The organism is Halovenus carboxidivorans (assembly GCF_009831575.1).
Taxonomy (GTDB): Archaea; Halobacteriota; Halobacteria; order Halobacteriales; family Haloarculaceae; genus Halovenus; species Halovenus carboxidivorans.
Genome location: NZ_WUUT01000002.1, coordinates 113,601 through 127,401, shown reverse-complemented (window position 1 = coordinate 127,401; position 13,801 = coordinate 113,601). Strand labels below are relative to the sequence as shown.

Annotated in this window: 10 protein-coding genes; 9 read left to right on the top strand and 1 reads right to left on the bottom strand. The window is 59.8% G+C overall.

Going from position 1 to position 13,801, the window contains the following annotated elements; genetic code table 11:
- Window positions 1-143 precede the first annotated feature (143 nt).
- Complete coding sequence (locus tag GRX03_RS06100; protein WP_159763324.1) at window positions 144-1,508, top strand: sulfatase-like hydrolase/transferase; 1,365 nt, start codon at window positions 144-146, stop codon at window positions 1,506-1,508.
- A 179-nt stretch (window positions 1,509-1,687) separates the two neighbouring features.
- Window positions 1,688-2,779 carry a glycosyltransferase family 61 protein gene (locus GRX03_RS06095; RefSeq protein WP_159763323.1) on the top strand — a complete coding sequence of 364 codons (1,092 nt, stop codon included), beginning with the start codon at window positions 1,688-1,690 and terminating at the stop codon, window positions 2,777-2,779.
- Between the two features lie 10 nt (window positions 2,780-2,789).
- Here the strand turns inward: GRX03_RS06095 and GRX03_RS06090 are convergent, their stop codons facing one another.
- Window positions 2,790-3,752, bottom strand: a complete 963-nt coding sequence (locus GRX03_RS06090) for a UDP-glucuronic acid decarboxylase family protein (RefSeq protein ID WP_159763322.1) — start codon at window positions 3,750-3,752, stop codon at window positions 2,790-2,792.
- Between the two features lie 173 nt (window positions 3,753-3,925).
- Between GRX03_RS06090 and GRX03_RS06085 the strand changes: the two genes are divergently transcribed.
- The 7 genes from GRX03_RS06085 to asnB all read left to right on the top strand — a co-directional run bounded on the left by GRX03_RS06085 (window position 3,926) and on the right by asnB (window position 13,796).
- Window positions 3,926-5,335 (top strand): flippase, encoded by a 1,410-nt coding sequence (locus GRX03_RS06085; RefSeq protein ID WP_159763321.1) that lies wholly within the window; start codon window positions 3,926-3,928, stop codon window positions 5,333-5,335.
- A 57-nt stretch (window positions 5,336-5,392) separates the two neighbouring features.
- Entirely contained in the window at window positions 5,393-6,322 is a 930-nt protein-coding gene (locus GRX03_RS06080; protein ID WP_159763320.1) for a hypothetical protein, read from the top strand.
- A 109-nt stretch (window positions 6,323-6,431) separates the two neighbouring features.
- Entirely contained in the window at window positions 6,432-8,003 is a 1,572-nt protein-coding gene (locus GRX03_RS06075) for an alkaline phosphatase family protein (RefSeq protein WP_159763319.1), read from the top strand.
- A 76-nt stretch (window positions 8,004-8,079) separates the two neighbouring features.
- Window positions 8,080-9,360 (top strand): nucleotide sugar dehydrogenase, encoded by a 1,281-nt coding sequence (locus GRX03_RS06070; RefSeq protein ID WP_159763318.1) that lies wholly within the window; start codon window positions 8,080-8,082, stop codon window positions 9,358-9,360.
- 53 nt (window positions 9,361-9,413) lie between these two features.
- Window positions 9,414-10,376: an NAD-dependent epimerase/dehydratase family protein gene (locus GRX03_RS06065; RefSeq protein WP_159763317.1), complete on the top strand. Its 963-nt coding sequence runs from the start codon at window positions 9,414-9,416 to the stop codon at window positions 10,374-10,376.
- A gap of 69 nt (window positions 10,377-10,445) precedes the next feature.
- Entirely contained in the window at window positions 10,446-11,660 is a 1,215-nt protein-coding gene (locus tag GRX03_RS06060; RefSeq protein ID WP_159763316.1) for a hypothetical protein, read from the top strand.
- 282 nt (window positions 11,661-11,942) lie between these two features.
- Window positions 11,943-13,796 carry an asparagine synthase (glutamine-hydrolyzing) gene (gene asnB, locus GRX03_RS06055; protein WP_159763315.1) on the top strand — a complete coding sequence of 618 codons (1,854 nt, stop codon included), beginning with the start codon at window positions 11,943-11,945 and terminating at the stop codon, window positions 13,794-13,796.
- Window positions 13,797-13,801 lie beyond the last annotated feature (5 nt).

Below are 13,801 nucleotides of genomic sequence, written 5' to 3'. Positions count from 1 at the left end.
GGTGAACGTGGGACGGAGTTCTCACAGAACTCCGCTACAGCGCCTCGGTGCGCTCTCCGAACACACGGCAAATCTTAGAATCACTAACAATCTATTACAGAAGAACGAAACTTTATTAACGAGTTCAATAAATAGAGAGGACAATGAACGTCGCTTGGCTTATCATCGATTCACTCTCTTTCAGTGCGACCCCGTTTGCCGAGGATGGGCCCGACACGATGCCACAACTCGCAGCGCTTGCGGAGGAAGAAGCGATATCGTTCACGAATGCGTACGCGCCAGGGCCAACGAGTCCCTCCTCTCACGGATCGTTCTTCACCGGCGAACTACCCTCCTCGACGGGGATGCACGAGGCGCACCCGTACTTCGATGGCCGGTATCCGACCATCGCGGAGGCTCTAGCCGACACCCACCAGTCGTACATGATCTCGGCGAACCCCTTCATCTTCAACGGACTCTACCGTGGATTCGACGAGATAGAGGATCTCAAGTTCACGAACGAGTCGCCGTTCCCCGAGGCGACCGATCCCATCACCTTCAACCACGTCGACAGCGACTCCGGACTCGCCAAAGTACGTTCGTACCTTCTCGACGACGGTAAGCCCATTCGCTCGCTGGCCAACGGCATCGATTACAAACTTCGCGGTCGGCAGCGTGACCCGACGGAATGTCGATTTGCGGAGACCATCTGCGAACGGGTCAGCGAGTTCGTTAGTTCCACTGACGAGGACGCGTTCGCAGTCACGAACTTCATGGAGGTGCACGCACCGCTCGACGCCAGCGACGAGGCAATCGACCGCTTCGCCGCTGAGTGGGATCGTGAGTCCCTCCCGATAGATGTCAAAGGCGAACACATCCACCAGCGTATCAAAGACGAACCGGACTATGAGGGGGAGGATATGTATGCCCTCTACCTGGCGGCAATCTGGGACATCGACCGCAAGGTAGCACCACTCGTTCGAGAACTCCTCGACCAGGACACCCTCGTCGTCGTCACCGCCGACCACGGCAACTGGTTCCGTCGGGACCACGACCTGGACGAGGAACGAATCCACGTCCCACTGCTCGTGTTCGGCCACGAGTCCGCTCCGCGGACGGTCGACAAGACGGTCAATCTCCGGTCACTCCCGCGGACGACACTCGATGCGCTTGACCACCCCAATGCGGGGACGTTCTCGGGAACGTCACTCCTGCAGGTAGACGACCACCAGTGTTCGATCACCGAGTTCATCCACAACGACGCGGAAACTGGTGTCCCGGTGACGCCGTCCGGCAAGCTCGGTGTCGACGAGGAGATTGTGTATCAGATCGCAGCCATTCAGGGCGATGGACGGGTGGACTTCGACGGCGAGAACGTCACTGTCGCCAGACCTGACCCCGAGTACGAAGAGGATCTTCGAGAGACTATCGCGACACTCAGGCAGTCGAACGTGGCCGGGGCGGACGGGTCGATAGATTACGACGGGTCGACTCGCCAGCGACTCGAAAGCCTGGGGTACCTCGACTGAGCCGTGGCGCGGTCTGAGTCCCAGAGCACCAGAATGTTTTTCTGACGGGTTGGCCGTGTTCAGGTATGGAAGATGTCCGCAGGATACTGAGTTCTCCCGAACTGCGAGCGCGGCTTCCCAGTGCCGCTCGTTCGCGAATGGGCTGGTGGTTATATCAGGCGGCTCATGCCACGCTAGATATGACAGTGTTCAACTCGGCAGTCGTCGACTGGATCGACCGCAAGGAACTGGTAGAGAGAGCGAGCCAACGGGGCCGACTCTGGCCGGTCGACGAGTCTGAGACCTACGAACTGGTCGAACCGCTCCCCGGTGGGTCACCGCCGAAAGCGATCCAGCGCACGGATCGGACGGTCAGTTTGGACCGACCGTTCGTCTGTGATCTCCCGAACGCGACGCTGTTCGGTCCCGACGCAGTCGTCCGAACTCAAGAGAACGATATCGTTCTCGAGGCGACCGCTCACGGTGACGAGACAGCTCGTGACGGCAACTGCAAGCGCAACCTCTTCCGAAATCTCGTCTCCGGATATCGCCAGCGGTCGGGCGACGTTGACGACCGCATCGTCTGTCCGCTCGTCGACTCCTGGGCACGGACGTACTTCCACTGGATCGTTGACGCGCTTCCGAAACTCCAGGCGGTCGAACGGTACGTCGCCGAGACCGGTGATGTCCCTCAGTTAGTGGTGCCACAGCGGCTTCCGTCGTGGATGGAGCGCTCTCTCGAACTCGCGGGATACGACCGAGACGATTGTATTCGCTGGGACGGCTCGACGCGGAGTTTCGAGCGGGTCGTGGTTCCGTCACTTCGCCGTGAGGTCGACGCCGTCTCGATCAACGCGCTCCGGTGGCTCCGGCGGCGGATGCTGGCCAACGCCGACTCCGTCGAGAGAGACTGGGCATCGCGTGTGTACATCTCCCGAAGCGAGGCGAACAGTAGAGAGGTGTTGAACGAATCGGCGCTCGTCGACGGCCTCTCCTCGCTCGGATTTGAGTCGTACGTCCTTGAGAATCTGAGTGTGGACGAGCAGATATCGCTATTCTCACAGGCCGACGCGGTGTTCGGCCTCCACGGGTCGGGGTTCACGAACATTCTCTTCGCGGAGGACGCGACAGTCGTGGAACTGTTCGGATCGAGGGTCCGTTCGACCGTCTACTACCACATGGCGTCGGGACTCGGACTGGGGTACGGGGCGATAGCGGCGCCGTCGGTTGACGAGAATGTCGCAGTGGATGTCGACCGGGTCACCACACAACTCCAGAAGATGCTCGATTGAGTGTTCTCAGTCACTCCGCGGACTGTCGAGTCGTCTCGAGGACAGAATCGAAGTACGCAATCGTTTCGTTCAGACCCTCTCGAAGGGGAATCTCGGGCTCCCAGCCCAGTTCCGATTTCGCACGACTGATATCCGGTTTCCGCCGACTCGGGTCGTCTTCGGGGAGCGGTTCGTAGACGATCTCTGACTCGGTATCTGTGAGGTCGATGATATCGTGAGCGAGCTGTTCGATGGTCCGTTCGTTTTCTCTCCCGATGTTGTAGACGCTGTGGGGGAGATCATCGAAGCGCATGAGCGTCACGAGTCCCTCGATGAGATCGTCGACGTAGCAGAAACTCCGGGTTTGCTGGCCGTCACCGTACACCGTGAGGTTGTCCCCACGGAGCGCCTGAGAGACGAACGTGGGGATGACGCGCCCGTCGTTGGGGCGCATTCGAGGCCCGTAGGTGTTGAAAATTCGGATCGTCCGAACGTCGAGGTCGTACTCGCGATTGTAGGCCACAGTCAGCGTCTCGCCGAACCGCTTCGATTCGTCGTAACAGCCGCGAACGCCGCGGATGTTGACGTTTCCGGAGTAGGTCTCTGGCTGCGGGTGGACTTCAGGATCACCGTACACTTCGCTCGTGGAGGCGAACACCATGCGAGCGTCGCAGGCCCGGGCGTGGTCGAGCAGTCGCCTGGTTCCCTGGGTGTTCGAGAGCGCGATATTGACCGGGAAGTCGGTGAAGTCGTCTGGAGAAGCGCGCGAAGCGAGGTGGTAGATTCGGTCGACCGGCGGGAGTGCTCCTGGCATCCGGACGTCGCTGTCGATAATCTCGAACAACGGGTCGTCCAGTAACCGTTCGACGTTGGCACGCTGACCGCTTCCGAAGTTGTCGAGACAGATGACCCGGTGTCCCTCGTCGAGGAGTCGCTCACAGAGGTGACTGCCGAGAAACCCTGCGCCACCGGTAACGAGAACGGATTTGGACATGTGTTGTTGTTTAGCCGGAGCGCTATCAAACAATCGGTATCTCTCAACTCCGCGTATGTGTCGGAAACCGGGGAGGGCAAAGTCGAAGATGTTTTGTCCCGTGACCGACGGCTGTGTAGATGTAGCTATCGCCGAATAAGCCGGTCTGCGGCACCGACAGCGGTCCTCCACCTATGCGACTCGCACGAGAAACACTCATTCACTTCGTCGGTTCTGTTGGGACCTCCATCGCAGGATTTCTCGGCACCATCGTCATCGCTCGACTCCTCGGTGCCGAAGCACTCGGAATCTACTCACTCGCGATAGCGCTGCTGTTCTGGCTCGACCTTCCGACGACGGGTATCCAACAGACGATAATGAAACGGGTGAGCGAAGGGACCGACCGCGAACAGTACTTCACGGTGGGTGTCCTACTAAACGCCTGTCTCGTTGCCGTCGTCGGAATCACGGTTTTGGTTGCCGAAGACGCGGTCAACGCGTATCTCGGCGCCGACCTCGCGCTGTTTCTGGTGGTTCTATTCGCGGCGAATGTCACGTTCGGGACGCTAATCAGTGGTCTCCAAGCGCAGAAGCGGGTTGGAGTTAGCGGCCTGTTGAGAGGGGTCGAGCGGTTCCTTCGGACCGGATTTCAGTTCGTTCTCATCATCGCGAGCTATGCAGTGGTGGGACTCGTCGTCGGTCACGCCCTCTCACTACTGGTGGCTGCGGCTGTGTGCTTGCTGTTCTACGAGATTGGGCTCGAACTACCGACACTCGACCAACTCAGAGACTCACTCGCCTACGCGAAGTACGCGTGGGCGTCGAGTATCAAAGGCCAGGCCTACGGCTGGCTCGACACGATCGTGTTGGGAGTGTTCGTCTCTGCATCACTGATCGGTATCTACGAGGTCGCGTGGTCGCTGGCCTCAACACTCATCCTCGTGAACAATTCTATCGGACAGACGCTGTTTCCCGAACTGAGTGAACTCAACGAACAGGATGATCACACGACCATCCGTCAACACCTCGAAGAGGCGATGGCATTCTCCGGAATCGTCGTACTACCTGGACTGGTCGGCGCGGCCATCCTGGGCACCGACTTGCTCCGTATCTACAGTCCGGAGTTCACGGAAGGGAGCCTCGTTCTGTTGATTCTCATCGTCGCGAGGATGGCCAACTCCTTCGGGAAGGTGTTCTACACGTCGACCTACGCACTGGACCGTCCTGATCTTGCGTTTCGCATCGTGATACCCGTTATTCTCACGAACCTGATTCTGAACGTCGTCCTGATCAGTCAGATCGGCTGGTACGGGGCGGCTATCGCGACAGCCATCACCGGCGTCGTGAATCTCGTTCTGAGTTACGCTGTTCTTCGGTATCTCCTCGGAACGATCACTCTCCCGAGCGGAGAAATTGCCAAACAGACCCTGGCGAGCCTCGTAATGGGTGGGGCTATCTATATTCTGACAACTGTCGTCCCGACCAGTTCTGTCACCACAGTCGTGCTGGTGTTCGTGGGAGCAGCCATCTATACCGTATCTCTGATAGGCATCTCCGGTCGGTTCCGCCGGAAACTGTTCGGCGTCGTCGGTTCGTTCTCGTGACGGCGGATGCTGAAGGACATAAAGATTGATTAGCTACCCTCCCCGTCATACGGCCGTATGAGTCTCGTCGGTCACCTGTCCCACGCCGTCGGGGAGTTGACCGAAAATCTCGGCGACAGAGGGTGGTTGAAAAACCGGTTCCAGCGCCGCGTCCTCCACCCTCTCCAGGCGGGGGTCTACCCGACCTACGCCGGTAGCACCCACGTCGTTGAGGAAGACTGGGACAACCTTCTGATACTCGACGGTTGTCGAGCGGACCTCTTCGAGGAGACGGTCGACCGCTCCCGGTTCGACGACTACCGGCGGGTGACCAGTCTCGGCAGTGGCTCCGAAGAGTGGACGGAGAAGAATTTCGTCGACGAGCGGTTTGGGGGCCGGTCGGACGGGTTCGGAGACATCGTCTACGTCACCTCGAACCCGTACACCTCGAAAGTTGCGGGCGACAGGTTCCACGAACTCATCGAGGTCCACGAGGATCACTTCGACGAGGACATCGGACAGGTGCGTGCGGAACCCGTTATGGAGGCTGCGAAACAGGCGAACGCCGACTACCCGAACAAACGGCTGATCGTCCACTTCATGCAGCCCCACGCTCCGTTTCTCGTCTCCGACTGGCTGGATGCTGGCCCCCACGAAGAGTGGGAGCGATTCGAACGCGGGGAGTTGACCCGCGAGGAGATGTGGCGCGCCTACCGCGAGACGCTAGAGTACGTGATAGATGTCGCGTGGTCACTCGTGGAAGACCTCGACGGCAAAACCGTGATCACCGCCGATCACGGCAACCTCTTCGGCGAGTTCGCGCTCCCGTTCCCGGTACGCCTGTACTGTCATCCGAACGGCCTCCGGTACGACGGGCTGGTATCGGTTCCGTGGGCTATCGTCGACGGAGACCGCCGCCGTATCGTGGACGACGGCATCCACTCAGCGTCCGTGGCTTCCGACGACGCCATCGACCAACGGTTGCGCGACCTCGGCTACCGGACGTGAGAGCGCACCGACTGTCGAACACGAAAGTATTTATTCCGACCACCGATACCGAAGCGCATATGTATAGACGTATCTCGGAAGCCGACTGCGGGAAGCGGGCATCCCGGCGATGAGCGACGACGCGTTCGTCGCCGCGGAGCCGCGCCCGGTAACGCTACTCGGCCTCGACGGCGTCTCGTGGCCGTTCGTCGAGGAACTCGTCGAGAATGCCGACGTTCCGACACTGAAGGGACTCGTCGACCGGTCGGCACGCGGCGTGACAAAGTCGACCGTCCCCTGCCTGACCTGTCCGGCACTGCCGGCGATGTACACCGGCGTCAATCCCGGCAATCTGGGGATATTCGAGTTCATCAAGCCCAACGGCGACATCGTCACGTACGAGGACATCACGTACCCAGCCGTCTGGGATTACCTCTCGACAGTCGACGAGGACGCCGTCGTTGCGGCCATGCGAACGACCCACCCTGCGCCAGACGTGGACGGCGTGTTCATCAGCGACGTGCTCTCACCGACCCAGGAGTCGTCGTTCGTCACACCAGCCGAGGAACGGCCGCGAGGTGAACGGTTCCACCAGCTCCGGGACGAACTCGAACGGCAGAAGAAGACGGGGCTGGACGACGACCTCTTGCAGACGTTCATCGAGATGAACGGTGAACGAGCCGAAGTGATGCTCGAACTCCTCGACGAACAGGACCCGACCTTTGCACTCCTGTGGTTCGGGCTGGCAGATGGCGTCCAGCACTATTTCTGGGACGACCGCGAATCGCTCTACGAGTTCTTCGAGGCCTTCGATCCTTACCTCGCAGAGATTCTCGACGCGAGGGAGGGGGACGTACTCGTCGTCGGCGACCACGGCTTCGGCCCGACCCGGGAGTACCAGTTTCATCTCAACGAGGCACTCCGGCGAGAGGGCTATCTCACGCTCGCAGGCGGACCGGTTCGGCAGACACTCACGAAGGCCTCCTACTGGATCTCTGAGAAGTTCATGAGTGACGCGCTCAAACGGGCGGCGCTCGGCGTCTTCGACCGCGTCCGTGCAGTCAGCGGAACGACTCGTGAGGAGGACGACACCGACGGGACCCCGGATTTGGTGGTGACGCCGTTCGACGACCTGCCCGGTATCGACTGGGAGGACTCAGTCGCCCACGCCTCCACGAGGAAGGGATGGGGAATCAATCTGAACGTCGACCCGGCGGCCACGGACGTCGACACACTGCGACGAGAGATCATCGCCTCGCTGGAAGCCATCGAGACTCCCGACGGTGACCCGGTGATCAAGGACGCCTGGTTCGGCGAGGAGTTCTACCCGGGGCGGTACGTCGACCAGGTCCCGGATATCGTCATCCTGGCAGACGACCGGGTTCGGCCGCGACCATCAGTGTTCGGCCAACTGTTCAGCGACATGGAACCGGGGAACTACGTCGGTGCTCACGATTCGGCCCGTGACGCTGTGTTCATGGCCGCTGGCGAGGGGATCGATCCGTCCGCGGAGGTCGGCGACGTCAACATCTGGGACTTGGCGCCGACGCTCCTCCATCGCATGGGACTGGCGGTCCCGACACGCGTCGATGGCGAGGTGCCGCCGGAACTCGCCACCGATAGCCTGCGGACCGAACGGTACCCGGTCGAACGAATCCGCATCGACAAGGCGGTGGCCAACCTAGACACTGATATGCTGTAGGGAAGGCCCGGAGGCTAGCTGTCGGCGTTACGGTAAGCCCACAAGAGTTATCCGCGCTAGATTCGCTGATTTAGGCATGGACGTTGGGATCATCGGTGGCGGCGGTCACGTCGGCCTTCCGACTGGACTCGTGTTGGCCGAATCGGGATTCTCCGTCACACTCATCGACACGGACGCCGAGCGCCTGGAAACCATCGAGGACGGCGTGATGCCGTTCACCGAAGAAGGGGGCGAAGAGATGCTCACGTCGGTTCTGGACGCAGGACGGCTCTCGACCACGACTGATGTCGAAGCAATCGCGGAGTGCGATGTCGTGATGATCGTCATCGGAACGCCGATAGACGAGCATCACAACCCCGAGATGGAGAACCTCCTCGGCGTCGTCGACGCGATGGAACCGCACCTGTCTGAGGACCAGTTGGTTCTGCTGCGCTCGACCATCTACCCCGGGACGACCAAGTTAGTCCGGAACCGTCTCGAAGAAATCGGGTTCACGGTCGGCGAAGATATCTTCCTCGCGTTCGTTCCGGAACGCGTGACCCAGCACAGGGCGCTCGACGAGATCGTCTCGCTGCCACAACTCGTCGGCGCCTTCGACGAGGCCAGCGGCGACCGCGCAGAGGCCCTGTTCGAGAGCGTTATCGAGGCCGATTGCCACCGACTGACTCCCGCGGAGGCGGAACTCGGAAAGCTATTCACGAATATGTGGCGATATCTCACCTTCGCCGCGGCGAACGAGTTCTACCTGATTGCGGACTCGTTCTCGACCCACCACGAGGTGAACATCCACCGGATTATCGAGAAGACGAGCGAAAACTACCCCCGGTTCGACGTGCCCTCTCCCGGTGCGAACGTCGGCGGTCCCTGCCTGACGAAAGACGGCTGGTTCCTCGTCGATAACATCCCGTACAACGAACTCGTCTCGGCAGCGTTCCAGATAAACGAGGGGATGCCCGCCCAACTCATCGACAAACTCTCGACGATAGCTCCCGACCCGGATCGGGTCGGGGTCCTCGGGATGACGTTCAAAGCCAACTCGGACGACACCAGAAACTCCGTCGCGTTCAAGTTCCGGAAGCAACTTCGGATGAACGGCTACGACGACGTGGTCGAGATCGAACCGAACTGCGAGGGGTTCGACGACTGGGAAGACCTGGAGGGAGTGGATTGGCTCGTGTTGATGACTCCCCACGACGAGTTCAAAGATCTCAATCAAATTGCACAGTACGTCGATAACCCAGACTGTGTTGTCAGTGATTCGTGGGGCCTCTGGGACGTGAGCTACGAGACCGACCAGAACGGCTGGTTCCGATTAGAGGAGCTTCGACCGCGAGACAAACAGACAGAAGCGACCTGACGACGCGCGACACTAAATCCTTATTACGCCAAAGGAACTGTGTCAATCCAAAGATGACTACTGCAATCACGGGCGGCGCCGGCTTTCTCGGATCCCACATCGTCGACCACTTCGTCAAACAAGGCGACCAGGTGGTCGTAGTCGACGACTTTAGTGACGGAAAGCGGGCAAATCTCTCTGAGTCGGAGTCACAGGTAGAGGTCCGAGAGGTTGATCTTCGCGACGGTGAAACGACCTCCGATGCTCTCAAAGATATCGATATCGTCGTTCATCTGGCAGCGAAGATTGGCGGTATCGGCTACTTCCACGATGTCCCAGCAGACATCATCGCGATGAACGACGCGATGAACCGAAGTGTGTTCGACGCAGCGGTCGAACACGACATTGACCGAGTCTGTTATGCCTCCTCTTCGATGGTTTACGAGAACGCGACAGAGTTCCCCGTAACCGAAACACAACTCGGCGAGATTCCACCGCCAGACAGTGCATATGGATTCCAGAAACTCGCTGGAGAGTACTACTGCGAGGCCTATCACGACCAGTATGATGTCGAATACAGTATTTTCCGCCCATTCAACGCGGTCGGACCGCGGGAACCACCGGGTGAGGAGGTGGGCGAGGCCCACGTCATCCCTGACTTCGTGAAGAAGATCAACGATGAACGTCAGCATCCTCTCAAGATACTTGGGAGCGGAAAGCAGATCCGTGCATTCACCAACGTCCGCGACATTGCTGCAGGTGTTTACGAGTGTGCACACTCCCCCGCAGCAGCGAACGATGGTTTCAACCTCGGATCTTCGGAAGGCGTGACAATGCTCGAACTAGCCGAGATGATATGGGAGCGTTGCGGGCGCTCAGAACCGTTCGAAGTCGAAAAAGAGGACGCGTTCGACCACGATGTGAAAAAACGAGTTCCGGACTCGTCGAAGGCCGCGGAGATTCTCGGCTGGGAGCCGACAGTGAGTCTGGGCGAGTCACTCGACGAGTACATCGAGTGGTACCAGACGGCTCTCTGAGTTGCCCAGCATCGTAGTCTTGTGAAGCGAAGGAAAGATACATTATCTCCTGTGGCTCCTATTCTTCTAATGGCACGCGTCGGACTGTTCACACCACAGCATCATTCTTTCTTCCTGTACTATCTCTCTCGGGTGGGTATCGAGTCGAAACACGACATCCGAATATACGCTCCCGAGAGGGTCCACGACGACATCGAGGAACTGTACACCGAGGCTGAACATAGCCAAATCAGTTGGGTCCTCGGTCGTGAGTCCGAATCAATCGACGAGTTCTTCAACCGCGTAGAGGCGAACAGCACCGAGCTAGATCTTCTCTGGACGGTGCTCGCTTGGGGGACCGAACGCGTCCCTCCGAACCTCGTCGACTTCGACCCGGATCCGCCAGTGTTCGCGGGTATCACCAACCTCAACGACTGGACATACAATCCATTCCCCAACTGGACTTATAAAATCGTCAACACTGTAACGCCACTGCTCAGAGACCGAGTTGATGCCGAGCGAACAAGCACAGTTTTCGATCATCTGAGATATCTGATGCAACCAGCCATCCGGGACACGTTCGATGCAATCCACATCGAATACCCGCCAATGCTTCGGTTCATCGAGAACGAGGTGGAGTGGGAACAACCGTTCCTCGAGTTCCCGCCGGTCGTGTTCGAGGAGTCGAAATTACCTGCGGTGGGGCAAAAAGACGGACCGCGCATCGTCGTCCCCGGTCGCATCTCTCAGCAGATACGGAACGTCGAGCTACTGCTCGATGCGATGGACGCGGTGTTCGAACGGTACAGAGGCGACCTTACCCTCGACTTCGTGGGGAGACTAACCGGTGACTACGAAACCGCACTTGCACGAATCGAGTCACTCAAAGACCGCGGGTACGACGTTCGGTACCGTGAGAACTGGATCCCGTACGACGAGTTCGCCGCAAGTCTCCGGGCGGGAGACATTATCGTCAATCCCCTTCACGTCCGCAGAACGATATCGCACCCCTTCCGGTCGGACATGTGGACTGGACGAACCAACGGAACCGGGCCGATATTCGACGCACTCCGGTACGCCCGGCCGTTGGTCGTCCCGGAACTGTTCCCTGTCGATGATCGCCTCGAACCGTTCACCGAGACATACGACAATGCTGATCACTTGGCAGATCTCCTCGTGGAACTTCTATCAAACGAGGACCAGCTTGCGGAGCTACAGACGAATGCGGAGCAAGCAGCCCGTCAGGTCACGCCAGAGGCCCAGCGACCTCGGTTTGAGTCTATCGTTGACCAACTATCCCGATAGAGAGAATTTGCAGTTGAATAAGCGGACGTGCGGATATGCGAGCAGTCGTACTCGTCGCCACCACGGGTCTCGAACCACCTGTCGATGAGAAGCCGGAAGCACCTGTCGAGATCGACGTGCGCCCAGTTCGGGAGCATCTGTCCCATGGCCTCACCGAATTGGCGCAAACGGAAGCGTCGACGTGGGACCTCTCGAAGACCAAGACCGAGGTGAAGTCCGTCCACGGGTGTTGCGGACCCGTCGGAGCAGAGGGGTTTTATTCTGCGGGTGCTTCCGACTCAGATGATGTGTGGAATCGGCGGGCGTCTGTCGAGTGGAGTGGGGACCTCCGCGGCAGATGTAGGCGAGGCGATGGTCGAACAGATGGCCCACCGCGGCCCGGACGCCCACGACGTGTACGTCGACGGGGACGCGATGCTGTCCCACCGGAGACTCAGTATCATCGACCTCTCGGACGCGGGCCGTCAACCGATGCCCAACGAGGACGGGTCGGTCCGAATCGTGTTCAACGGCGAGATATACAACTACCGGGAACTCCGTCGGCGCGTCGACGACTACTCGTTTCGGTCAGAGACGGACACCGAGGTTCTGTTGCACCTCTACGAAGAGTACGGTGTCGACTGCCTCGACTACCTCCGAGGGATGTACGCGTTCGCCATCTACGACGAACGAAAAGATCGCCTGTTCCTCGCACGAGACCGTCTCGGACAGAAGCCGCTGTACTATCACCACACCGACGAGGGCTTCTGGTTCGCCTCGACTATCGCCGCCATCCTCACTGACGACGCCGTCGACACGGCCCCCGATTACGAAGCGTTGCGATCGTATCTGACCTACCAGTACGTCCCCCACCCGAAAACCGGCTTCGAGGACATTCGGAGACTGGGACCGGCGGAGTACGCTCTCGTCGAGGACGGCGAGTTAACGATTGATTCCTACTGGGACCTCTCGTATCGAGACCAGTTCGAGGCCGGGCCATCGACGCTTGCCGACCGCCTCTGCTCAAAACTGCGCGAATCGACGCGACTGCGTATGCGCAGCGATGTCCCCGTCGGCGTGTTCCTCTCCGGCGGCATCGACTCGACAATCGTGACGGCACTGATGGCCGACATCGCAGACGAACCAGTCAACACCTACTCTATCGGTTTCGACGAGTACGACGAACTGGAGTTCGCAAACGCCGTCGCCGAAGAGTACGGGACGAACCACCATGAGTACACCGTGACGCCGGACGCAATGGACGTGCTTCCCGAACTCGTCCGTCACTACGAGATGCCCTTCGGTGATCCGTCCGCGGTGCCGACCTACTACGTCTCGCAGGCCGCCGCCGAAGATGTCACCGTCGCGGTCGGCGGTGACGCCGGCGACGAGAACTTCGCGGGGTACGACCGATACACGTTCGACCGCGCGACCGAACTCGCCGCCCGAATCCCCCGTCCGGCGCGCTCGCTCGGCAAGCAGGTCCTGGCTCAGGCCGCCTCAGTGGCCCCTCGCGAGGAGACGCTCCGTCGGGGGAAGCGGCTGTTAGCAAACGCCGACGGCGACGCAGTCGAGCGGTATGCCACGTATATCTGTCACACCCTCGGCGACGATGCCACAGCACTGTGGGACGGGCCAGAACCAGACGACGAACTGAAACACCTGCGGGCGGCGTTCGACCGTGCCGACGGCCCGACGCGTATGGATCGGCTGATGGACGTCGATATGCAGACGTACTTGCCCGAGGACGTGCTCCTGAAAGTCGACCGGGCCAGTATGGCTCACTCGCTGGAGGTACGCTCGCCGTTTCTCGACCACGAGTTCGTCGAGTTTGCCGCCCGGATCCCGGCGAAGTACAAGTGGCGACGCGGAACGAAAAAGTGGCTCCTGAAACGCGCCTTCCGAGAGCAGATTCCCGAGCGCGTCTGGGGGCGCTCGAAGCAGGGGTTCTCCGTGCCTGTCGACGAGTGGTTCCGTGGAGAGTTACGTGAAGATGCACGGGACGCGCTGGAGCGGCTCGGGACCCGCGAAATTTTTGACACCACAGCGCTTCGCCGACTCCACGATGAGCACGCTTCCGGTGAGCGGGACCGAGGGTTCGTCCTCTGGGATCTGTTCGTGCTCGACGAATGGTTCCGGCAGTTTTTTTCCGAGTGAATCTC